Origin of the sequence: Mumia sp. zg.B53, from assembly GCF_019550935.1 — a bacterium.
In the GTDB taxonomy this organism is placed as follows: domain Bacteria; phylum Actinomycetota; class Actinomycetes; order Propionibacteriales; family Nocardioidaceae; genus Mumia.
In genome coordinates, this window is the sequence record NZ_JAHWCK010000001.1 from 505,168 (window position 1) to 527,239 (window position 22,072).

The following is a 22,072-nucleotide window of genomic DNA, read 5'->3' on the forward strand; positions in this document are numbered from 1 at the left end:
TGGACGTCAGGCGCCGATCTGCTCCAGCACGGCGTCGAGCTCCTGCGTTGCATACCACGCCAATTCGTCGCCGACGTGGATCGCGGCGACGTCGCGCAGCGCGACCGGACCGGTCACCTCGCCGTCAGGCCCGGCAGCGGCCTGCATCGCGATCACGAGCACCGACCCCCAGCGCTCCTCCGCGATCTCACCGGCCACCGCCATCGCGTCGTACTCGTCCTGCTCGTCGTCGCTGGCAGCCACCACGCAGGCGTACGCGTCGCCAGGGAGCTCGCCGGTGTCGGCGAGGGACCGCAGGTCCGCAGCCCGAACGGCGAGATAGGCCCGCCGAGTCACGCGGAGCCCTCGCCGGGGCTGGCCGCACGGTCACGACGCCCGGGTGCGCCGCCTCGCGGTGCGCGCACGCGGGTAGGGCTGGCGGTCTCGACCAGCTCGGCGAGGGCGTCCTCGACGCACTGTCCGAGGACGTCGGGCTCGGCCACCGCTGCGCGGTCGGCCACCATCCCGTAGTAGACGCCGCCGGCGTAGGACGTCACCCCGATCGACAGCGTCCGACCCGGGATCAGGGGGATCCCCGGATAGGTCTGGACGATCGGGGATCCGGCGATGAACATCTGCTCCTGGGGCCCGGGCACGTTGGTGACGACCAGGTCGTACGGGTGGTGGTCCTGCGTCTCCGCGACACGCGCACCGACCGCGTGGAAGGTCGTCGGGGCGAAGCCCGGGAGCTCCGCCAGCGTGTTCGCAGCGACCGCCACGCCGGTCTCCCTGTGCGCCTTGAGCGCGTACGAGACCTGGTGCAGGCGGACGACAGGGTTGGTCTCGCCGACGGGCAGCGACACCAGGTGACCGCGGACGGTGGAACCGTACGAGGTGGGAGCGCCGTCCGGGGCGGCGACCGACATCGGGACCATCGCCCGGAGTCGCGTGCTGTCGCTGACCGGCATGGCCTGGTTGAGCATCCATCCACGGATGCCGCCGGCGATCGTGCTCAGCATGACGTCGTTGACCGTGCCGCCGTGCGCGTCGCGGACCAGGCGGTAGTCGTCGAGCCGCGTGCTCACGGTGACGTAGCGGCGGTGTTGGCTGAGCCGTCGGTTGAACGGCCCTGCGGCGTCCGCGGCGACCGGACCGACGACCGGCAGCGTCTGCACGACCTTGCCGACCGCGGACTGGAGGCGGTCGAACCCCGCCGTGACACGGCTCGCGGCGCGCCGAGGACTCAGCGCGGTGTCAATGACCGACCTCGCGACCAGCGACATGCTGCCTGGACCGGCACGGGGGACCCAACCGTCGGGTGGCACGTCACGGTCGCGGGGGGTCTCGTCGAGCAGCACCTGAGCGAGGTCCACCGTCACGGACCCGTCGACCAGCGCCTGGTGCGACTTGATCAGCACCGCGACTCGGCCGTCCTCGAGGCCCTCGATGACGTAGGCCTCCCACAGGGGTCGCGACACGTCGAGACGCCGTGCGATCAACCGGCTGACGAGCTCGCGCAGGGCGGCACTCGTGCCCGGGGCGGGGAGGCCGGAGCGTCGCACGTGGTAGGTCAGGTCGAACGCTTCGTCGTCCACCCACACCGGCGGCCCCACATGACCCGGGACGGTCGCCACCCGTTGTCGGTAGCGAGGGACCAGGCCGATGCGTTCGTTGACGACCCGCACGAGCGTGTCGTAGTCGAAGGTGCGCTCGCCCGGCTCGATCACCGCAAGCGTCATCACCTGGCGCGGCGTCGTGGAGGTCTCCTCGTCGAGGAACGCCGCATCGAGGGCATCGAGACGTCGGGGCACGAGTAGAGGTTACGCCAGTTCGGGGCGGCGGGCGGCGATGCCACCGCTCAATGTGGACAACGCCGTCCGGAACGCTGACTCCGGCGCTCCCTCGACCGGCGTGTAGCCGTGCACGAGACAGCGGTCGATCGCCACCGGGTCGTCTGGGAGGAAGGTGGAGGGTCGCAACGCCGTGAAGCGCTCGACCGCGTCGGCGACCTCGCGAGCACTCCAGCCGAGCGTGGCACGCATCCGGTTGACGACGATCTCCGGCTCGATCTTGAACCGTGTGCGGATGTCGAGAACCGCCCGGGACAGCCGTGCCAGACCCACCGGATCGGGGTTGCCCACGACGAGCACACGGTCGGCGACCACGAGCGTGTGCCGGGTGACGGCCGTCCGCCGCGGTGCGGCCGAGTCGAACGCCTGCTCCTCGACGTCGTCCACCGCGAACCCGAGGTCGACGACCACCTCGTCGGCGAGCTCCCGTGCGGTCTCGAGCACCGCCTCGTACGCCGCGGCCCGCAGGCTCGGCCACCGGTCAGCGCGTGGCAGGCCGGTGAGGACGGCCAGGTCGGGACCGATCCAGCGCAGAGATGCGGTCAGGGCAGCCGGGGTGAGCGTGCCCGCGTTGGCCTCGCGCGTGGACGCGAGCAGACCGCTCACCTCGTCGAGCAGTGCGAGCGCCACGGCCTGCGTGCCGCCGTCGACGTCGGCGTCGACCAGCACCGTCCGTCTCCCCGTGGCGGCCATCTCCGCGGCGAGCCCGCGAGCGACCGTGCTCCGCCCCGGCGAACCCGCCGGTCCCCACACGGCCGTCACGACGCCGTCGCGAGGGACACCGGCTGCGGGTCGGATCGCGTCGTCCCGCCGTGACGGTGCGGGCCGGAGCCCGTGCTCGGCACCCGGGGTGCGCGCTGTCGACGCGAGGTGCGCGACCTTCGAGAGACGCGTCCACGGCAGCACGGAGTCGATGCCGAGTGCGGCGGCACGACGCTCGGCGTCGGGACTCGAGGCTGCGTCGTCGACGACCGCGACCACGAGGACGTCGGTGCCCGTGACGCGGCGGACGGCATCGGCGTCCAACCCGGCGAGGCCGAGGGACACGAGCGCGACACCGACCGCACCGCTCGCCGCGGTCGCCACGGCGTCGGCCACGTCCACGCAGCGGCGTACGACCTCGATCCCGTCCGCCTCGACGGCAGCGGCCACCAGGTCGGCCTCCCAGGGTTCGCCACCCGCGGCGATCAGGACGGGAACGCTCACGCGGACGGCCCCATCCGCCGTACGAGGGTGGCGCTCCCTCCCGCGAGCGCCGCCAGCGCCCGCGGGAGCACCTCGCCGCGTTCGTCCTCGACGAGGACGACCACGCTCCGCACCGAACCCTCGCCGAAGGCGCTGCCGTCACCGTGCACCGCGACTACCGCGACGTCGTCGATGACGCGGCGGGCGGCCTCCGACCTCGTCCCGGCGCTCGGCTGCTCCGCGGCGACCCAGACGTCAACCCGGTGGCCGGGGCCGAGGTCGGCGGGCATCGCGGTCCCGGTGACCTGCAAAGGCACCTCAACGCCACTCACCACGGTCTCGCCCGCCACGGCCGCGACCGGAACGAGCTCGCCGGCCGCGAGGTCGCGTGCCCATGCCGCCCCCGAGAGCCGCTCAGACAGCGAATCGGCGTCCGGCTCGTCCAGGTAGGCCCCGGAGGCAACAGGATCGAGCCGGACATCGACCCGCTCGAGGTCTCCTGGTCGCACGGGCTCGCCGGCGCGAACGTCGGCCGAGACCGCCCACACCTCCGTGGTCTTGGCGACGTTGGTGACGAGCAGACCGCCCAGCAGCATGCAGACGGCGACAAGCGCGGCCCCGGTCACCGCACGGGGGTGGGTCCAGCGGGGTCGGTGAAGGCGGCGGGCGTCGGTGTGCGGCGTCGCCGAGGCTGACGACCCCGGCAGGAGCGTGGGCATGCGCCTATTGATGCCGCAAAGGAGTCCGATCCGTCCACCCTCTGTCCACAGATCGACGGTGCGGCCGCGACCTCGGGGCGGTCCTGCTGGCAGAATCGACGCATGCCTCTCGGATCCGAGTCACCCCGGTTCCTGCGGCTGTCGGACGTGGCCGAGGTGCTCAACGTCTCCGAGCGGCAGGTCTACGCGCTGGTCCGGCGCGGAGACCTGGCCGCGATCCGCGTCGGCGGCCGAGGGGTGTGGCGGGTCGAGGCCGACGTGCTCGAGCGCTACATCGCCGACCAGTACGCCGCCGCGCGAGACCACATCGCCGCGCACCCGTTCGTGGAGGGCGACGAGTCGCGCGACGGTGAGGACGTCAGCGCGGACACCTGACCGCCGCGACCGCCGTGTACGGCACCAGCTCGCCGCCGATCTCCGCGTAGTCGCTGCCCGCTCGTGTCGGGGTGCCTCGCACGGTGCTGCCGTCGACCAGCACCACGACGACGACGTCACGGTCGCGGACGAACGTCGCCCACGCCTGCCGCCAGGTCGTACGCCGCTGCACCTCCCCGCGCGCGGTCAGGGGCGCTCCCGTCCCCGCCGTCACGCTGAGCACAGCATCCATCGAGACCACCCAGTCGGTCGTGACGTCGTGGTGCAGGAGCACCCAGTCCGCGGTCGCCATCGCGAGCTCACCTCGAACCAGACCGACCGCCGTGACGCTGAGCACGATCTCGCGCCCGAGACACCGGTCTGCCCAGGAGACGGCGGCCGACCGCTCCACGGCGAGGTCCTCGATCTGCCGGTCGCGCTCCGCCTGACTCTCGCCGTCGGCCTGCAGGGCCAGGTCGGTCTCGAGCGCGTCGAACCGTTCGTCCCACCGCATGTGCCGCACTCTAGCGCCCGACGAACCTGTGGACGAACGGTTGACTGTGTGCTTAGACATACGCAAACGTAGGCAAACGTCATCAAGAGGAGGTGCCGATGAAGACCCGACCGTTTGCTGGACTGACCGCCCTCCTGCCCGCGACGGCCGTCGTGCTCCTGATCGGACGGGTCCCGGCGGCCTGCACCCAGCTGGCATCCGCGACAGCGCCGTACCCTCCTCGCCTGGATACCCTGCTCGGCGCCGTCGCCGTGCTGCTGGCGGTCGCCGCGACAGCCTGGCTCACGTTCCTCAGCGGGGTCGCGCTGATCTGTCGCGTCATCCGAAGGCCGGTTCCGCGGAGGCTGCTGGCCTGGTCACCGCCGTCCTGGCGGCCGGTCGTCGCGGCGGTGGCGGGGACGGTGGTGCTGGTGGCCCCGCCTGCCTCCGCCGCAACCACGACCCCGGGGTCACCCGGAGCATCCGGCGCCTCGTCCGCATCGGGCGCTGCTGTCCGGCCACCCACTTCGGCGTTCCAGGGGTTGCCGTTGCCCGACCGACCCGGGCGCCTTGCGGCGCCGCGACCTGCGTGGCCACAGGGTGAACCGCCACAGGGTGCACCGACCATCCGCAGGGCGCCCGAGGGTGCTCCCCCTCCCGCTCGTGGCGTCGACTCGCCCTCGACCTCCGTGCGATCGACCGCGGAGCCCGCGGGTCGCCGCGTCCGTGCCGGCGAGACGTTGTGGAGCATCGCCGCCGACGAGCTTCGCTCCGCCGGAGACGTCGCCGGTCCGCGACGGATCGACCGGTCGTGGCGCCGCTGGTACGCCGCGAACCGATCGCTCATCGGCGCCGACCCGGACGCACTACGGGTCGGGCTCGTTCTTCGGCGACCAGGTCGCGCCCCCGCACCCGACACCCCCTCCTCACCCACCGCACTCGACGAAGGAGAACCCCGATGACCACCGACACCACTCACACACGCGACGCCAACGCGACGAGCCTGCACACCGTCCCACCAGCGACCCACCGCGGGAGCCGACGCGCCCGTCGACGCACCGTCACCGAGGACGGCGCCGCCAACCAGAAGGGTGTCCAGGAGACACGCGTGCGTGAGCGGGCCGTCCAGTGGTCCCTGCCGCTGGTCGAGGGCTCGCTGGCGCTCTCGGCCGAGCCGCCCGCCTCCCCGGTTGCCGAGACGCGGCCACGCCTCAGTCTCGTGCCGGCTCCCGACCGCGAGCTCGAGCAGCGCGCGGGCCGGTTCGTCCAGGCGGTGCTCGAGGTCACGGCCGGCACGCGGTCTCTCCAGCAGCTGACGCGGGTCGTCCGTCCGGACGTGTACGAGGAGATGCAGCACCGGCTCACCGTCCTCAGCCGCGTCCGGGCCCGTGACCCCCGCGTGCCGTCGGCGGCACGCGTGGCGAGCGTCCGCGTCTACAAGCCACGCGACGACGTCGCCGAGGTCACCGCCCGCGTCGTGAGAGACGGGCGCTCACGCGCCGTGGCGGCACGACTGGAGCACGACACCGACCGTCGTGATCCGACGTGGGTCTGCACGGCACTGTGCTGGGTGTGAGGAGTGAGGCAGAGGTGGTCGGCGAGGAACGAGCCGCCCGCCGCAGCCGAGCCCCGCAGCACCCGGCACGAAAGGCACTGGGCTGGGTGTGAGGCGCTGGGTGTGAGGAGTGAGGCACAGGTGGTCGGCGAGGAACGAGCCGCCCGCCACAGCCGACCTCCGCACCGACGACGAAGGACTCGGCATCGCGACCACCTCGTGGCTGCGATGTCGAGTCCTTCGTCGTGGTGCGGTCAGCGGTTGCGCTTGCGCGACTTCCGCTGCGCCTTGGCCTTCTGGCGCGCCTTGTTCTTGGCGTTGTTCTGGCGGACCCTCTCGTTCTCGCTCAGCGCCAACGGGTCGTCGTCCTCCTCGTCGCGGGTCTCGACCTCGACGCCACTGCCACCGGCCACGTCGTCGGGTCCGCTGTAGGTGAGCTGCTGCGGGACGTTGTCCTCGAGGCCCTTGGCGGACACCTCGACGTCGCCGTCCTGCTCCGGCTCGACCTGGACGTCGACGTTGAAGAGGAAGCCGACCGACTCCTCCTTGATCGCCTCCATCATCACCGTGAAGAACTCGTGGCCCTCGCGCTGGTACTCGACGAGGGGATCGCGCTGGCTGTAGGCGCGCAGTCCGATGCCCTCGCGCAGGTAGTCCATCTCGTAGAGGTGCTCGCGCCACTTGCGATCCACCACCGAGAGGACCACACGACGCTCGAGCTCGCGCGTGACCTCCGAGCCGAGCTCCTTCTCGCGGGCCTCGTACGCCGTCCGCGCGTCGGTCGTGATCGACTCGACGAGGATGTCGCGGGTCAGACCCGAGCGGCCACCGTGCTCGTCCTCGAGGCCGGCGATGGTCACCGAGATCGGGAACAGCGTCTTGAGAGCCGTCCACAGCGCCTCGAGGTCCCACTCGTCGGGGAACCCCTGCGTCGCGCCGTTGACGTAGCCGGCGATGGTGTCCGTGATCATCTCGCGGACCCAGTCGCTGAGGTCCGCGCCCTCGAGCACGCGACGACGCTCGGCGTAGATGACCTCACGCTGACGGTTCATCACGTCGTCGTACTTGAGGATGTTCTTGCGTGTCTCGAAGTTCTGGCCCTCGACCTGCGATTGTGCCGACGCGATGGCGTTGGTGACGCGCTTGTTCTCGATCGGGACGTCGTCGGGGACCTTCATCGTGGTGAGGATGAAGTCGACCCAGTCGGCCTTGAACAGACGCATCAGGTCGTCCTGGAGCGACAGGTAGAAGCGGGTCGACCCCGGGTCTCCCTGGCGACCCGAACGACCGCGCAGCTGGTTGTCGATGCGCCGGGACTCGTGCCGCTCGGTGCCGATGACCGCCAGACCGCCGAGCGAGACGACCTCGTCGTGGTCCTCCTGGACCTGCTTCTCGACCTCGGCGAGGGTGTCGGGCCAGGCCGCCTCGTACTCCTCGGGCGTCTCGACCGGGTCGAGGCCCTTGGCCCGCAGCGCCTGGTCGGCGAGGAACTCCACCGAACCGCCGAGCATGATGTCGGTGCCTCGACCGGCCATGTTGGTCGCGACCGTGACCGCACCCTTGTGACCGGCGACCGCGACGACCGACGCCTCACGCTCGTGCTGCTTGGCGTTGAGGACCTTGTGCGCGATGCCGCGCTTCTTGAGCATCGAGGACAGCCGCTCGGACTTCTCGACGCTCGTCGTGCCGACGAGGATCGGCTGACCGATCTCGTGGCGCTCGGCGATGTCGTCGACGACCGCGTCGAACTTGGCGTCCTCGGTGCGGTAGACCAGGTCACGCTCGTCGACACGGGCGATCGGCTTGTTGGTCGGGATCGGGACGACACCGAGCTTGTAGATCTTGTCGAACTCAGACGCCTCGGTCATCGCCGTGCCGGTCATGCCGGAGAGCTTCTCGTAGAGGCGGAAGTAGTTCTGCAGGGTGATCGTCGCGAGGGTCTGGTATTCCTCGCGGATCCTCACGTTCTCCTTGGCCTCGATCGCCTGGTGGAGTCCCTCGTTGTAGCGACGACCCTCCAGGATGCGACCGGTGTGCTCGTCGACGATGAGCACCTCGCCGTCCATCACGACGTAGTCCTTGTCGCGCTTGAACAGCTCCTTGGCCTTGATCGCGTTGTTGAGGAACGAGATCAGCGGCGTGTTGACGGCGTCGTACAGGTTGTCGATGCCGAGGTAGTCCTCGACCTTGGTGATCGACGGCTCGAGCACGGAGACCGTGCGCTTCTTCTCGTCGACCTCGTAGTCGACGTCACGCTCCATCGGGGCGACGATCGACGAGAACTCGCCGTACCACTTGACCTCGTCCTGGGTGGGACCGGAGATGATCAGCGGGGTCCGCGCCTCGTCGATGAGGATCGAGTCGACCTCGTCGACGATCGCGAAGCTGTGCCCGCGCTGGACGCACTCGTCGATCGAGTCGGCCATGTTGTCGCGGAGGTAGTCGAAGCCCAGCTCGTTGTTGGTCGCGTAGGTGATGTCGGCCGCATACGCGACGCGCCGCTGCGCCGGCGTCATCGACGGCAGGATCACGTCGGTGGTCAGACCGAGGAAGTTGTAGACGCGACCCATCCACTCGGCGTGGTACTTCGCGAGGTAGTCGTTGACCGTGACGACGTGCACGCCCTTGCCCGACAACGCGTTGAGATAGCTGGGAAGGGTGGCGACGAGGGTCTTGCCCTCACCGGTCTTCATCTCCGCGATGTTGCCCAGGTGAAGGGCGGCGCCGCCCATGATCTGGACGTCGAAGTGACGCTGGCCGAGGACGCGGCTCGCGGCCTCGCGCACGGTCGCGAACGCCTCAGGCATGAGGTCGTCGAGAGACTCCCCGCCGGCCAGGCGCTCCTTGAACTCGTCGGTCATCGCACGGAGCTCGTCGTCGCTCATCGCGACGAAGTCGTCCTCGAGGGCGTTGACCTGCTTGACGATGGCCTGCAGCTGGCGAAGGATCTTGCCCTCGCCCATGCGCAGGATCTTGTCGATCACCTTGGGCACGGAATCGCACTCCTGAGAACTTGCTCGCCGAGCCGTCGACGGGGGCCCGGACAGAGCGGCCACCGACAGCAGAACCTCGACCATCCTAGGCGACAGGAGGCGCCAACCGTAACCGTGTCGGAGATCGCCGTCACACCGCGGCAGGTTCGACGCCGCCGCTGCCGGGCACCGCCCGGTCGACGACCCCTGCCAGGACCCCGGCCAGATCCCCCTTCGGCTCCACCTCGACCGTGTCGAGACCGAGCCAGCCCGCCGCCGACCACAGCTGCTCGGCCAGCGCTGCCGCCACCCGGTCACGCGGCGCGCCGGGCTCAGCCCAGGCCGATCGGACGAGCAGACGTCCCGTGGCCCGGTCCGCCTTGAGGTCGACCCGGGCGACGATCGCGTCGTCGAGGAGGAACGGCAGGACGTAGTAGCCGTGCACCCGCTTGTGCGCGGGCACGTAGATCTCGATCCGGTAGCGGAACCCGAAGAGGTCCTCCGTGCGGGCGCGCTCCCAGACCAGCGGGTCGAACGGGCTCAGCAGAGCAGAGGCACGAATCGAGCGGGGCGTGGTCGCGGCGGTGTGCCGGTACGCCGGTCGCCGCCAACCCTGGACCGTGACCGGCTCCAGCGTGCCCTCCTCGACGAGCTCGTGGACCGCCGTGCGGGTCTCGGCCACACCCATCCGGTAGTAGTCGCGCAGGCTCGCCTCCGTCGCCACCCCCGACGACGCGGCCGCTCTGCGCAACAGTGCGCGGGCCGCCTCGGCGGGATCGAGCTCAGGCAGGTCCAGGACCGCCCGCGGAAGGACCCGCTCGGGCAGGTCGTAGACCCGCTCGAAGGCGGTGTTGCGTCGAGCGACCGTCAGCTCGCCGGCCAGGAAGAGGTATTCGAGGGCGTACTTGGTCTCCGACCAGTTCCACCCCCAGTTGTCCCGGCTCCGCTGGGTGGCCGGGTCGAGGTCGCGCGCCGTGACGGCACCGCGGGTCGCGACCTCCCGCAGCAGGTCGTCCGCGATCTCCGGCCGGCCCTTGTCTCCACCCCAGGCGTGGCCGCGGTCGCGATAGCGGCGCATCCGGTGCTGCATCGTCGGCCAGAGCTCGACCGGCATGTACGCCGCGACGTGCGCCCAGTACTCGACGAGGCGGCGTGGACGCTTCTCCGCCGCGCGGTGCAGGAGCGTGGTGTCGTACGGACCGAGCCGGCTGAAGAGGGGCAGGTAGTGGGCGCGCTGAAGCACGTTGACCGAGTCGATCTGGAGAACGCCGGTCCGCACGAGCGCGCGGTCGAGCGTCCGCATCGTCACTCGGTTGTGCGGCCGGTCGGTGAACCCCTGCGCAGCCAGGACCGTACGGCGAGCGGTCGCTGCCGACATCTCCTCCGGCCGGCTCACGGCGGATCGAGCAGGCGCTCCCGGACCGCGTAGGTCGCCGCCTCGACGCGCGACCTGAGCTGGAGCTTCTCGAGGATGTTGCGGACGTGGTTCTTGACGGTGTTCTCGCTGATGAAGAGCGCGCGACCGATCTCGCGGTTGTTGTGTCCGAGCGCGACGAGGCGCAGGACCTCGAGCTCGCGGTCGCTCAGCCTGGTGCCTCGCGGCTCCGGCTCGCCGCGCGTCGCCAGCTGCCGGAACTCCTCCAGCAGGCGGGTCGCGACCTGCGGACTGATGAGCGACTGACCGGAGGCGACCCGCCGGACGGCATCACTGACCTGGTCGACCGAGGAGTCCTTGAGCAGGTAGCCCGACGCACCGTTGCGGATGGAGCCGAGCAGGTCGCTCTCCTCGTCGCTGGCCGTGAGCATCACGATGCGGGCCGACGGGGCCGCCTCTTTGATCGCGGCGGCCGCCTCGGGACCGTTCATCCCGGGCATCCGGACGTCCAGCAGGACCACGTCCGGTGGGCTTGCGGTCGCCTGAGCGACGGCGGAGGGCCCGTCCTGGGCCTCCTCCACCTCGAGCCCTGGGTCTGCCTCGAGAACCATCCGGAGACCGCGCCGGAACAGTTCTTGGTCGTCGACCAGGAGGACCCGGATCGACTCGACATGATCGGCTGCGGAGCTCATCGCAGCCGATCATGCCACGAGCCAGGTCAGCTCACCGCGGTGTCCAGCGTGTCGGCGTCGGTCTCCGGGTCGATGTGGATCACGCCGTAGTCGTAGCCGTGGCGCCGGTAGACGACGCTCGGCTGACCGGAGTCCTTCTCCACGAACAGGTAGAAGTCGTGGCCGACCATCTCCATCTCGTAGAGAGCCTGGTCGAGAGTCATGGGGCTCGCACGGTGCGTCTTCTCGCGGACGACGAGCGGCCCCTCTCCGCGGACCTCGACGGGACCTGCGTAGCGGACGGCGTCGATCGGCTCCTCCTCGTCGGCCGGCGAGTCCTGCGCCGTTGTCGAGGCGAACTCGGCGACGGACATCGGGGTCCGGCTGCCACGGTGGACGCGCTTGCGGTCCTGGGCCTTCCTCACCTGGGCCTCGAGCTTGTCGACAGCCTTGTCGAGTGCCGCGAGAGGCTCGTCGGCGCAGGCCTCGGCGCGGATGGCCGGCCCACGGCTGCGCAGCGTGATCTCGACACGCTCGCAGCGCCCGCTCTGGCGAGGGTTGTATTCCTTGGTCAGCTCGACGTCGACGCGCTGAATCTTCTTGCGCTGGTCGTACTTCTCGATGCGAGGTATCTTCTCGTCGACGTAGTCACGAAAACGCTGGGCGATCTCACAGTTTCGACCCTTCACGACAACTTCCACGAGGCCTCCTCGGGTCAGCGTCGGCCACCGCTGACGGTGCCGACGCGGGGCGGGGGTGGTTCACATATCTCGACCGTAGACCGCCGCGTCGCATTTCTCCACCGAAGCGGCGAACGCGGTCACGGGTCACCCTAGGGGACGTTGCGAAGGACGACGAAGACGGCGCGTAGCCGCCACGGTCGCCACTGCGACAGGCCGTGACCCGGCCGCCGTGAGCGCGCGGACCGCCTCGCCGACACTGGCCCCCGTCGTCACCACGTCGTCGGTGACGACCACCGCCGCCCCACCCGCCACCGGCCGTCGTACGCGGTAGGCACCGGCCAGATTCGCGGCGCGCTCGGCCGCGCCGAGCCCTGCCTGATCGGCGATCCTGCCGACCCGCAGGACCGGATCGGCGCGGGCGCGGACCCCCTGTCGCCTCAAAGCCGACGCGGTCGCACGGGCGAGCTGCGCTCCCGCGTCGAACCCACGTGCGCGCACCGCCTGACGCCGCGACGGCACCGGGACCAGGACGACCGACCAGGTCTGGCGCCTCCCGAGTGCGAACCCGCGCTCCTCGGCGACCCCGAGCGCGAGGAGGACCGCCACCGCCAGGAGGGCCCCCAACGGACGTGCGAGAGCCGTCCGCGGCTCTTCCTTGTAGGCGTGCAGCAGCTCGACGACGACGCCCTCGTAGGCGGTGAGCGACACCGGGACCACCAAGGAGGGCCGCAGCAGTGCGAGCGGGACGGGGTCGGGCGCACGGATGCCGGGTCGGCCACCGACCGCTCGACGGCACCGCTCGCAGAGCACCAGGCCGGGCAGACCACATCCGGCACACCTCACTCCGAGCACCAGGTCGGCCGCCGCCCTCAGGAGTTCGCGCACGTCGTCAGGGTGCTGGCCCGGCGGCCGGCAGAGCCGCGACCCTCGGACGTCCTGGGGACGATCGAGCAACGCGCGGGCCTGGGGACGACCGAGCGCCGCGGGCGGCACGAAGGGCTCAGCCGGCGAAGCCCGCCGAACCCACCGGGTCGCTCCCGGGCTGCTGCCACCGGCCGTCGTTGTTCTGCGTCCACAGCATGCCTCGCGCGTCGAGCACGTAGAGCGGCGCCGAGACCAGGCCCGGCGCGAGGACCTGACGGGCACCGTCCTGCGGCAGCAGACCGACGCGGACCGCTCCGGTAGCCGCACTCGAGGAGTCGATCGCGACGAGGGTCACCTGTGGCGCCCGCTGGGCAGCGCGTGCGAGGAGCGCCAGGGACGTGCTCGAGCGCCAGGCAGCCGAGATCGGGACACCGGACTCAGCCGGAACAGGGATCTCTCTGACGTCGACCAGGGCCACCACCGTCTCGGACTCGGGCTCGTAGCGGACCGCACCGACGTACACCCCGTCACGCCCGGCGACGCGCGCCGTCGCGACGAATCGTGCGCCGTCCGGCGACAGCTCGAACCCGGTCACCCGGCCCCCGGCCAACGGCCCGAGACCAACGATGCGAGCGCGCTCGCCGGGCCGTCCCACGGTCAAGGTGGACCCGCGCCGCGTCCGGTCGAGGGTCCACAGCCGACCGGCGGCGTCCCAGCTCGGCCGCAGCAGGTCGGAGCCCTGACGGACGACGACGGGTTGCGGCTCACCGGTCAACGGCGAGACCCGGACCACCTTCCGCCCGTCGGTGACGAGGGCGATGCGGTCGCGGTCGACAGAGACGCGGAAGTCGTCGGACTCCACCGGGTCGCTCCCCCACACTCCCCCGAACGGACTCGTGCGGGTCCGGTCGACGACGCGGAGCCGGCCGTCGACCATCGCGAACAGCTCCGTCGACCGGTCCGCCGCTGGGTCGTACTCGGTCCAGGCATCCACCGCCTGGCGTCGCGGCGTACCCGGCAGTGCCACGGCCCGCTCACCGACGACGATCTCGACGGCTGTGACCGCAGGGATCTGCCGCAGGCTCCAGACGAGCTGGGCCGAGAGACGCTCGCGGTCCTTGAGCGGGACCTCGGCGGGCGAGCCGTCGAACCGGATGACGGCGACGCCCGCGTCGTCGATCTCGACCTGGCGTGCCAGCACCCAGCTCTCGGGCAGGAACGAACGCGCCTGGCCACCGACGGCACCCCGAGGCCCCTTGAGGACCGAGGAGACGAGATACGTCGGGAGGTTCTCGTCGTCGGGCAGGTGCACCGGCTCCGCCACGAGCTGGCTCCCCGAGGCGTCGAAGAAGTAGCTGTTGAACGAGTCGTAGTAGTCCTCGAAGAAGTCCTGCTTGATCATCGCGCCCTGCGGAGGATCGGCGATCCGCCACTGGTCCTCTTCCTTCACCAGCGTGAGATCCAGGTGCTGCTCGCGCGACGTCGGCACGGTGAACCGCCCCTGGTCGGAGAGGACCGCCTCGCGCACGAGGTCGACGCCGACGCTCTCGCCGCCGGTGCGGGTCTCCGGCAGCGACACCGACGTCTGCGAGTACACCGTCACGGAGTCTCGGGGACGCCAGTCGTCCGACGCCCCCTCGGTGAGGAACCGGCGGGCGATGTCGTAGCGCACCGGCGAAGCCATCATCGCCTGGAGGAAGCCGTTGACGACGTCATTGGGAGTTGCGCCGTCGACCGGCCCCGCGGGACGGAAGCGGGCGGGGGATGCCTGCTCGGGTCGACCGTCCTCGACCGAGCGGACGGCCCCGCTGTCCGGGATCGAGACGCATCCGCTCAGGACGGTCGCGAGCGCGACGAGCACCACGAACATACGGCCGGCCGCGCGCCGCGACGGCCGCTGTGCTGTCGAGACCTTCATCGGACACCTCCCGTCCGGCGACGCGTGTCAGGACCGCTGGTGGTCGGCACGAGTGGCAGCGGGGACCGTTGCGGGTCGTCGCCCGCCTGCTTCGGCAGCGTGAGCCGGAACTGCGCCCCGAGCCCCGGCTCGCCCCACGCCTGCAGCCAACCCCCGTGGAGGACGGCATCCTCCAGAGCGATCGCGAGCCCGAGGCCGGTCCCTCCGCGGCTGCGCTCGCGGGCCGGGTCGGCGCGCCAGAACCGGTTGAACACCAGCTGCGACTGGCCGGGCTCCAGCCCGACGCCGTAGTCGCGCACGGCGATCGCCGCGCTGGTGGGGCCGTGGGCGACGATCAGCTCCACGCGGTCCGAGCCCGAGTAGTGGATCGCGTTCGCGACGAGGTTGCGGACGATCCGCTCGATACGCCGCACGTCGGCCTCGACCACGGCTGGACCGTCGCGGTTGACGACGCTCAGCTCGACACCGTGCCGCTCGGCGAGCGGGCGGTAGTGGACGCACACTCCCTCGACGAGCTCCACCAGATCGACCGCGTCGACCTCGAGCCGCGCGGCGCCGGCGTCGAAGCGGCTGATCTCCAGCAGATCCGCGAGCAGGGACTCGAAGCGGTCGAGCTCTGCCTGGAGCAGCTCGGCGGAGCGCTGGGACGCTGGATCGTAGTGCTCGCGGTTGTCGTAGAGGAGATCCGCAGCCATCCGGACGGTCGCGATGGGCGTACGGAGCTCGTGCGAGACGTCGGAGACAAAACGGTGCTGCAACCGCGACAGCTCCTCCAGCTGCCGGATCTGCCGTTGGAGGCTCTCAGCCATCCGGTTGAACGAGAACGACAGGCGGGCGATGTCGTCCTCGCCACGCACCACCATCCGCTCCTCGAGCCGGCCGTCGGCCAACCGCTCGGCGATCCGGCGCGCCAGCCGCACGGGCGTGACGACCTGCCGCGTCACCAGCCACGCGACCCCGGAGGACAGCAGGACCAGCGCCAGCCCTGCGTACAGCAGCGAGTTGCGCACCAGCGCCAGCGTCCGAGCCTGGTCTGCCATCGGGAAGGCGTAGTACAACGCGTAGGACTGGGTGCCGTCGGGCATCCGGAGCACGTCACCCACGAGGATGGCCGCCGACTCCTCGTCGCTGCCGTCGACCTGCATGCGGCTGAAGGTGTACGCGACACCGTCACCGGCCGCGACCGAGCGCGCCAGGTCGTCGGGGATGCTCTGCGACGCGATGCCCGACGACGAGACGACGGCGGCGTCGGCGTTGCCCGTCCCGTCGAGCGGACCCTCGAGCAGGACCTGGTAGGACGGCGGCGAGCCCGACCGCGACGCCAGGTCGGTGACGAGGGTGCGCAGCACGTCGGTCTCGGCCGAGGCGTCGGAGATCGCGCTCACGTCGAGCGTCTGCTGTGCTGCGCTGAACCCGGCGCGGGCCTCAGAGAGCGCGACGTTGCGCCGCGCCTCGACCATGCCGTCGGCGACACCTTGGAGCATGAGCCAGCCGACGCCGCCGATGACCAGCGCGCTGATCACCATCGTCGTGATGACGACCCGGGCCTGGATGGACCGTCGCCACAGCGACACCGCGGGCAACAACGCGTTGCGCACCCGCAGCAGCCCTCGACGCAGCCACCTCGGCGCCCGTCGCGCCATGGCCGTCAGGAGCTCCCGGCCTTGTAGCCGACCCCGCGGACCGTGACGACGACCGTCGGGTTGTCGGGATCGGGCTCGACCTTCGAGCGCAGTCGTTGGACGTGCACGTTGACGAGCCTGGTGTCGGCCGCGTGCCGGTAGCCCCACACCCGCTCCAGGAGCACCTCACGGGTGAAGACCTGCCGCGGGCTGCGTGCCAGGCAGACCAGCAGGTCGAACTCCAGCGGGGTGAGCGACAGCTCCTGGGAACCCCGACGGACCACGTGACCGCGGACGTCGATCTCCAGGTCACCGACGGCAAGAACCTCGGGGTCGGGCTGGTGGTGGACCCGGGTCCGCGCGCGGACCCGGGCGACGAGCTCCTTGGGCTTGAACGGCTTCACCACGTAGTCGTCGGCACCCGATTCGAGCCCGAGGACGACGTCGACGGTGTCGCTCTTGGCCGTGAGCATGACGATCGGCACACCAGACTCGGCCCGGATCACCTTGGCGACGTCGATGCCGTTCATGCCCGGCAGCATGACGTCGAGCAGCACCAGGTCCGGCTGGTAGCTGTGGAACACCTCGATGGCGGCGGTGCCCGTGGAGGCCACCGCCGTGTCGAAGCCCTCCGCGCGCAGGACGATCGTCAACATCTCCGCCAGCGCACGGTCGTCGTCGACCACGAGGATCTTGCCGCCGTACCGGGCAGGGGCCGGTTGGTCGTCATTGACCACCGGCTCCCTGACAGCGCCGTTGCCGTCCACGTGTGTCTCCTCCGCCGAAGGCTCAGTAGCGATAGTGGTCGGACTTGTAGGGTCCGCTCACCGGGACGCCGAGATAGCTCGCCTGGTCCTCGCTGAGCTCGGTGAGCTCCACGCCCAGCGCATCGAGGTGCAGACGCGCGACCTCCTCGTCGAGGTGCTTCGGCAGCGTGTAGACACCCACCGGGTACTCCTCGTTCTTGGTGAAGAGCTCGATCTGCGCCAGCACCTGGTTGGTGAACGAGTTGGACATGACGAACGACGGGTGGCCCGTCGCGTTGCCGAGGTTGAGCAGGCGCCCCTCGCTCAGCACGATCACGGTGCTGCCGCTCGGCACCGTCCACAGGTCGACCTGCGGCTTGACGTTCTTGTGCTTCACCCCGGGCGTCGCCGCCAGCCCGGCCATGTCGATCTCGTTGTCGAAGTGGCCGATGTTGCCGAGGATCGCCTGGTGCTTCATGCGACCGATCTGCTCGGCGGTCACGACGTCCTTGTTGCCGGTCGCGGTGATGACGATGTCGGCGTGCTCGATCACCGAGTCCAGGCGCGCGACCTGGTAGCCGTCCATCGCCGCCTGCAGCGCGCAGATGGGGTCGATCTCGGTCACGATGACGCGCGCACCCTGGCCACGCAGCGAGTCGGCGCAGCCCTTGCCGACGTCGCCGTAGCCGCAGACGACCGCGACCTTGCCGCCGATGAGCACGTCGGTCGCACGGTTGATGCCGTCGATGAGCGAGTGGCGGCAGCCGTACTTGTTGTCGAACTTCGACTTGGTGACCGAGTCGTTGACGTTGATCGCCGGGAAGAGGAGCGTGCCCTCCTTGAAGCGCTCGTACAGCCGCAGCACTCCCGTCGTCGTCTCCTCGGTGACGCCCTGGACGCTGTTGCCGATACGGGTCCAGCGCTGCGGGTCGGACTCCATGCTGCGACCGAGGACCCGAAGGACCTCCTTGAGCTCGGCGTTGTCGGTGGTGTCCGGGGACGGCACCTCGCCGGCCTTCTCGTACTCCACGCCGAGGTGCACCAGGAGGGTCGCGTCGCCGCCGTCGTCGAGGATCATGTTGGGGGTCTCGTCACCGGGCCAGACGAGCATCTGCTCGGCGAGGTCCCAGTACTCGGCGAGGGTCTCGCCCTTCCAGGCGAACACCGGGACGCCCTGCGGGTCGTCGACCGTGCCGCTCCGACCGACGACGACCGCGGCAGCGGCCTCGTCCTGCGTCGAGAAGATGTTGCAGCTGGCCCAGCGCACGTCGGCGCCGAGATCGACGAGGGTCTCGATGAGGACGGCGGTCTGCACCGTCATGTGCAGCGACCCCGCGATGCGGGCCCCTGCGAGCGGCTTGCTGTCGCCGTAGCGCGCCCGCATCGCCATGAGGCCGGGCATCTCGTGCTCTGCAAGGGTGATCTCCGTGCGGCCGCGGTCGGCCAGGGTCAGATCAGCAACCGAAAAGTCCATTCCTCCATCGTAGCCAGGCTGGTGAAGCATCCGGGCCACCGTGTCGATGTGCCGGGTCACCGATCTCCGCAGGCTACGACGCCCCGCCGCCGCTCATCGTCCGAGACCGACCGCGAGGTACGCCGCCGCGTAGCCGCCGATTGCCACCAGCGAGGCATACCGCGCCACCTCCCCGCCCCCGACCGACGCCACCTCGTCGTGCCGCACCCCTTGGCTCTGCGCCGCACCCAGGACGCGGCCCCGGTCGACCCGCACCGTCGGCGCGTCGACCTGGTCGTCGAGCAGCACGAGGTACGGGGAGGCGCCTTCGACCGGGTCCTCGAAGGGGTCGGCGAACACGTCCCGGCGCGGGCTGGCCTGCAGCACCGCGACCAGGTCGTCGGCCTCCGCCGCGAGAGCCGGGCGCGCGGAGACCCGACGCAGCCCCTCCGCCCACCGGCGCGCGGCCCGTGCCGCGAGGACGCTGCCGCCCCACACCAGCGGGACCGTGTCACCGAGCCCTGACGCGAGCTGCTTGGCCCGGTTGGAACCGAGGTCGTGGAACGGCGAGCACTCGACCGCCACCGTGTCGAGCGCCGCTGCCACCTCGTCGGCGTCGACGGCCGGGGCGAGCCCGAGCGCAGCGAGGGCCTGGAGAGCCACGACCGACGACGTCAGCCCGTCGGAGGTCGCGGTCGGCAGCAGGGTCGTCCAGCGAGAGGCACCGACCTCGGCGAGCGGAGAGGTCGCCGCGGTGACGAGCAGCATCGGGCACCCCCGGCGTACGGCCTCGGCGGCCGTCGAGTGGGCCGCCTGACCGTCGGGAGCACCCAGCACGACGACCAGGTCGAGGTTGCCTGCCCATCCGGGCAGGCCGGGCCCGGGCCAGGCGACGAACGGCACGGGGCACACGGGCTCGAGCACGGCGCGCAGCAGGCGGGCGGCCGGACCTGCGGCGACGACCGCCCGAGGACGCTGGTCGTCGTCGTGCGCGAGCGACGCGACGATCTCCGCCGCGGTGTGGGTGTCCATCCTGACCCGCGCGCCGGACTGGGCCAGCTCACGCAGGACCGGGTCGGCGCGCGTCAGGGCGCCTTCGTCATCCAGCAGCGCGTCGTCGAACACGGCTCGTCCGATGCCTGTGTCAGTCGGCCAGGCTGCGGGCCTCGCCGACGAGCATCACCGGGATGTCGTCGCGGACCGGATAGGCGAGCCGGCACAGGTGGCAGACCAGCTCGTCGCGGTCCACGTCCACGGCGAGCGTGGCGCGGCACTGGGGGCAGACGAGGATGTCGAGCAGCGCGGGGTCGAGGTTCATGGGGTCTCCTCCTGGTGGATGAGCGTGAGGACGTTGTCACGGACGCGGGCCAGCGTCGCCTCGTCGTCGGCCTCGACGTTGAGCCGCAGCAGCGGCTCGGTCTGCGAGCTGCGGAGGTTGAACCACCAGGTGTCCGCGGTGACGGTGAGGCCGTCGAGGCGGTCCTGGTCGTACTCGGCGTACGCCGCCGCCACGCGGGCCGTCACGGCCGCGGCATCGGCGACGCGATTGTTGATCTCTCCCGAGGACGGGTAGCGCTCGTACTGCGCGACGACGTCGGACAACGGGCACCCGGCAGCGTTCATCGCCGCCATCACGTGCAGCGCGGCGAGCATGCCGGAGTCGGCGAGGGAGAAGTCGCGGAAGTAGTAGTGCCCGGAGTGCTCGCCGCCGAAGACGGCGCCGGTGCGCGCCATCTCCGCCTTGATCAAGGAGTGACCCACCGGGGTACGGACAGGGGTGCCGCCGCTCTCGAGGATCACCTCCCGCACCGCTCGCGAGGTGATGACGTTGTGGAGGACCGTCTCGCCGGGGTGAGTCGCGAGCTCGCGGGCGGCGATCAACGCGGTCACCGCCGACGGGGACACCAGCTCGCCGCGCTCGTCGACGACGAAGCAGCGGTCGGCATCGCCGTCGAAGGCCAGACCCACATCGGCACCCTGCTCGCGCACCGCCCGCTGGAGGTCGACCAGGTTGGCCGGGTCGAGCGGGTCGGCGGGGTGGTTGGGGAAGGTGCCGTCCAGGTCCATGTAGAGGCCGTGGAGCTCGACGTCGAGGCGCGCGAAGACGGCGGGGACGATAAGTCCGCCCATCCCGTTGGCGGCGTCGACGACGACCTTGAGCGGCCGCGGCCCGGCGGGCACCGAGACCAGCTCGGTGACCCGCAGCGCGTAGGCGGTCAGGGCATCGCGCGCCACCACCGAACCCCGCGCCACGACGGGGTCGACGCCCTTGACGGCGCGCTCGGCGATGGCGGACAGGCCGGTGTCGCGACCGATCGGCCGAGCGCCGGCGCGGCAGAGCTTGAGCCCGTTGTCGCCGCTCGGGTTGTGGCTGGCGGTGACCATGATCCCCGGCAGCTCCCACGCCCCGGACGCGTAGTAGAGCATGTCGGTGGACGCGAGCCCGATCGCGACCACGTCGGCACCGGTGCTCGTGACGCCTTCGGCGAGGGCGTCTGCCAGCTCGGGCGAGGTGACGCGCATGTCGTGGCCGATGACGACCGAGCCTGCAGCCCCGTCGTCCCTGGGGGCGGCGCCGGTCTCGACGGCGAAGGCAGCGCCGAGCGCCCTCGCCACGTCGGCGTCGAGCACCTCCGGAGACGCGCCGCGCACGTCGTACGACTTCACGAGGACAGAGAGGCGCGCGGCAAGAGTGTCAGGGGTCATCATCAGTCCTGTGGTCCCAGGACGCGGAGGTGCCCGCGTCGTGTCGTTTCGGTGGGGCCGGCGACCGGCGGCGGCGCCTGGGCCGCCTCGCGCACGGCGTCGGCGAGCGCCTCGAGGTCGTCCGGTGAGGGCGCCTGGACGGCGAGGTCGATCTCGAGCCTGAGAACCTCCCAGCCCTTGGGCGCCGACAGGCGCTCGGCGTGGTTCTCGCACAGGTCGTAGCTGTGCGGCTCGGCGTAGACGGCCAACGGACCCAGCACGGCGGTCTTGTCGGCGTACACGTACGTCAGCGTCGCCACGGCGGGTCGCACGCACGCGGGGCGGGTGCATCGACGCAGGGGGCTCACCCCGCGAGGGTAGCGTGCCGCATCCGCCGTCCAGGACGCGGCGCACCGCCGCGACGACTGTCCGGCACCGCACCGACGGCGTCCTTGCGCACCGTCGGCCCGCGGGATAGAAGGAGGGATGAGGAGCGCTCGTTCGCATCCGCGGGTCCCTCCGCTGGTGGAGCCCCGCGGCGGGAGCCGGCGGGACCGCCGCGGCCGGGGGTTCCGCGGACCGGTGGCGCTGCCCGGCCCGCTCTCGCCCGAGGGTGTCCCAGGTGCGTGGGACCGCCGGGCACAGTTCGACACCGCCGTCCTCGGAGCGATCGCCCGCCTGCGGACCCGGCACTCGTCGGCGCTCGAGCAGGTCGACGTCGCGGTCGAGGACGTCCCGGTGCTGCCACGGCGGTGGCGCGAGGAGGTGCCGCTCGGAACGGTCGTCGCCGACCGCGGGCGGCCGCGCGTCGTCCTCTTCCGTCAGCCCGTCCAGCACCGGACGTCGTCGCGAGCAGAGCTCGACGACCTGGTGCTGAGCGTGCTCGTCGACCAGCTCGCGGCGTTCTGGCAGGTCGACCCCGACGAGGTCGACCCGCGCGCCTGACCG

22 protein-coding genes are annotated in these 22,072 nt (G+C 71.1%); 4 read left to right on the plus strand and 18 right to left on the minus strand.

Going from position 1 to position 22,072, the window contains the following annotated elements; translation table 11 throughout:
* Positions 1-6: 6 nt before the first annotated feature.
* The 4 genes from KV102_RS02550 to KV102_RS02565 are packed head-to-tail and all read right to left on the minus strand — an operon-like array spanning position 7 to position 3,733.
* Positions 7-336 (minus strand): hypothetical protein, encoded by a 330-nt coding sequence (locus tag KV102_RS02550; RefSeq protein ID WP_220345221.1) that lies wholly within the window; start codon positions 334-336, stop codon positions 7-9.
* Positions 333-1,790 (minus strand): wax ester/triacylglycerol synthase family O-acyltransferase, encoded by a 1,458-nt coding sequence (locus tag KV102_RS02555; protein WP_220341864.1) that lies wholly within the window; start codon positions 1,788-1,790, stop codon positions 333-335. The genes KV102_RS02550 and KV102_RS02555 overlap by 4 nt, the downstream gene beginning before the upstream one ends.
* Before the next feature lie 9 nt (positions 1,791-1,799).
* Positions 1,800-3,035 carry a hypothetical protein gene (locus tag KV102_RS02560; RefSeq protein ID WP_220345222.1) on the minus strand — a complete coding sequence of 412 codons (1,236 nt, stop codon included), beginning with the start codon at positions 3,033-3,035 and terminating at the stop codon, positions 1,800-1,802.
* Positions 3,032-3,733: a hypothetical protein gene (locus KV102_RS02565; protein ID WP_220345223.1), complete on the minus strand. Its 702-nt coding sequence runs from the start codon at positions 3,731-3,733 to the stop codon at positions 3,032-3,034. The genes KV102_RS02560 and KV102_RS02565 overlap by 4 nt, the downstream gene beginning before the upstream one ends.
* 102 nt (positions 3,734-3,835) lie before the next feature.
* Here KV102_RS02565 and KV102_RS02570 point away from each other — a divergent pair, with 102 nt between their 5' ends.
* Complete coding sequence (locus KV102_RS02570; protein WP_220341867.1) at positions 3,836-4,108, plus strand: AlpA family transcriptional regulator; 273 nt, start codon at positions 3,836-3,838, stop codon at positions 4,106-4,108.
* Here the strand turns inward: KV102_RS02570 and KV102_RS02575 are convergent.
* Positions 4,092-4,601: a hypothetical protein gene (locus KV102_RS02575; protein ID WP_220341868.1), complete on the minus strand. Its 510-nt coding sequence runs from the start codon at positions 4,599-4,601 to the stop codon at positions 4,092-4,094. The two genes, KV102_RS02570 and KV102_RS02575, sit on opposite strands and share 17 nt — an antisense overlap.
* 98 nt (positions 4,602-4,699) lie before the next feature.
* Between KV102_RS02575 and KV102_RS02580 the strand changes: the two genes are divergently transcribed.
* Positions 4,700-5,542 carry a LysM domain-containing protein gene (locus tag KV102_RS02580; RefSeq protein ID WP_220345224.1) on the plus strand — a complete coding sequence of 281 codons (843 nt, stop codon included), beginning with the start codon at positions 4,700-4,702 and terminating at the stop codon, positions 5,540-5,542.
* The gene (locus KV102_RS02585) at positions 5,539-6,156 is read left to right on the plus strand and encodes an Rv3235 family protein (RefSeq protein ID WP_220345225.1); all 618 of its coding nucleotides are present in this window, start codon (positions 5,539-5,541) and stop codon (positions 6,154-6,156) included. Before KV102_RS02580 ends, KV102_RS02585 begins: the two co-directional genes overlap by 4 nt.
* 233 nt (positions 6,157-6,389) lie before the next feature.
* Here the strand turns inward: KV102_RS02585 and secA are convergent, their stop codons facing one another.
* The 13 genes from secA to KV102_RS02650 all read right to left on the minus strand — a co-directional run bounded on the left by secA (position 6,390) and on the right by KV102_RS02650 (position 21,492).
* Positions 6,390-9,116: a preprotein translocase subunit SecA gene (secA, locus tag KV102_RS02590; protein WP_220342519.1), complete on the minus strand. Its 2,727-nt coding sequence runs from the start codon at positions 9,114-9,116 to the stop codon at positions 6,390-6,392.
* Between the two features lie 142 nt (positions 9,117-9,258).
* Positions 9,259-10,503 carry a DNA glycosylase AlkZ-like family protein gene (locus KV102_RS02595; RefSeq protein ID WP_308290205.1) on the minus strand — a complete coding sequence of 415 codons (1,245 nt, stop codon included), beginning with the start codon at positions 10,501-10,503 and terminating at the stop codon, positions 9,259-9,261.
* Positions 10,500-11,174, minus strand: coding sequence for a response regulator transcription factor (locus KV102_RS02600; RefSeq protein WP_220341871.1), 675 nt, complete (start codon positions 11,172-11,174; stop codon positions 10,500-10,502). Before KV102_RS02600 ends, KV102_RS02595 begins: the two co-directional genes overlap by 4 nt.
* 26 nt (positions 11,175-11,200) lie before the next feature.
* The gene (gene hpf / locus KV102_RS02605) at positions 11,201-11,854 is read right to left on the minus strand and encodes a ribosome hibernation-promoting factor, HPF/YfiA family (protein ID WP_220345226.1); all 654 of its coding nucleotides are present in this window, start codon (positions 11,852-11,854) and stop codon (positions 11,201-11,203) included.
* A gap of 126 nt (positions 11,855-11,980) precedes the next feature.
* Complete coding sequence (locus tag KV102_RS02610) at positions 11,981-12,721, minus strand: ComF family protein (RefSeq protein ID WP_220345227.1); 741 nt, start codon at positions 12,719-12,721, stop codon at positions 11,981-11,983.
* A gap of 115 nt (positions 12,722-12,836) precedes the next feature.
* Positions 12,837-14,618: an LpqB family beta-propeller domain-containing protein gene (locus KV102_RS02615; protein ID WP_220345228.1), complete on the minus strand. Its 1,782-nt coding sequence runs from the start codon at positions 14,616-14,618 to the stop codon at positions 12,837-12,839.
* Positions 14,615-16,261: an MtrAB system histidine kinase MtrB gene (mtrB, locus tag KV102_RS02620; protein WP_220345229.1), complete on the minus strand. Its 1,647-nt coding sequence runs from the start codon at positions 16,259-16,261 to the stop codon at positions 14,615-14,617. The genes KV102_RS02615 and mtrB overlap by 4 nt, the downstream gene beginning before the upstream one ends.
* Positions 16,262-16,266: 5 nt before the next feature.
* Positions 16,267-16,977, minus strand: a complete 711-nt coding sequence (mtrA, locus tag KV102_RS02625) for an MtrAB system response regulator MtrA (protein WP_308289328.1) — start codon at positions 16,975-16,977, stop codon at positions 16,267-16,269.
* 52 nt (positions 16,978-17,029) lie between these two features.
* A complete protein-coding gene (gene ahcY / locus KV102_RS02630) occupies positions 17,030-18,460 on the minus strand; it encodes an adenosylhomocysteinase (protein ID WP_220345230.1) in 1,431 nt (476 codons plus the stop codon).
* Between the two features lie 93 nt (positions 18,461-18,553).
* On the minus strand, positions 18,554-19,564 hold the full coding sequence (locus tag KV102_RS02635; protein ID WP_220345231.1) for an SIS domain-containing protein: 1,011 nt from the start codon (positions 19,562-19,564) through the stop codon (positions 18,554-18,556).
* A 19-nt stretch (positions 19,565-19,583) separates the two neighbouring features.
* The gene (locus KV102_RS02640) at positions 19,584-19,757 is read right to left on the minus strand and encodes a Trm112 family protein (RefSeq protein WP_220341878.1); all 174 of its coding nucleotides are present in this window, start codon (positions 19,755-19,757) and stop codon (positions 19,584-19,586) included.
* A complete protein-coding gene (locus tag KV102_RS02645) occupies positions 19,754-21,145 on the minus strand; it encodes a phosphomannomutase/phosphoglucomutase (protein WP_220345232.1) in 1,392 nt (463 codons plus the stop codon). Before KV102_RS02645 ends, KV102_RS02640 begins: the two co-directional genes overlap by 4 nt.
* A 2-nt stretch (positions 21,146-21,147) precedes the next feature.
* The gene (locus KV102_RS02650; protein ID WP_220341880.1) at positions 21,148-21,492 is read right to left on the minus strand and encodes a DUF3499 domain-containing protein; all 345 of its coding nucleotides are present in this window, start codon (positions 21,490-21,492) and stop codon (positions 21,148-21,150) included.
* Positions 21,493-21,610: 118 nt separating this feature from the next.
* Between KV102_RS02650 and KV102_RS02655 the strand changes: the two genes are divergently transcribed.
* Positions 21,611-22,069, plus strand: a complete 459-nt coding sequence (locus KV102_RS02655; RefSeq protein WP_220345233.1) for a metallopeptidase family protein — start codon at positions 21,611-21,613, stop codon at positions 22,067-22,069.
* Positions 22,070-22,072: the final 3 nt, after the last annotated feature.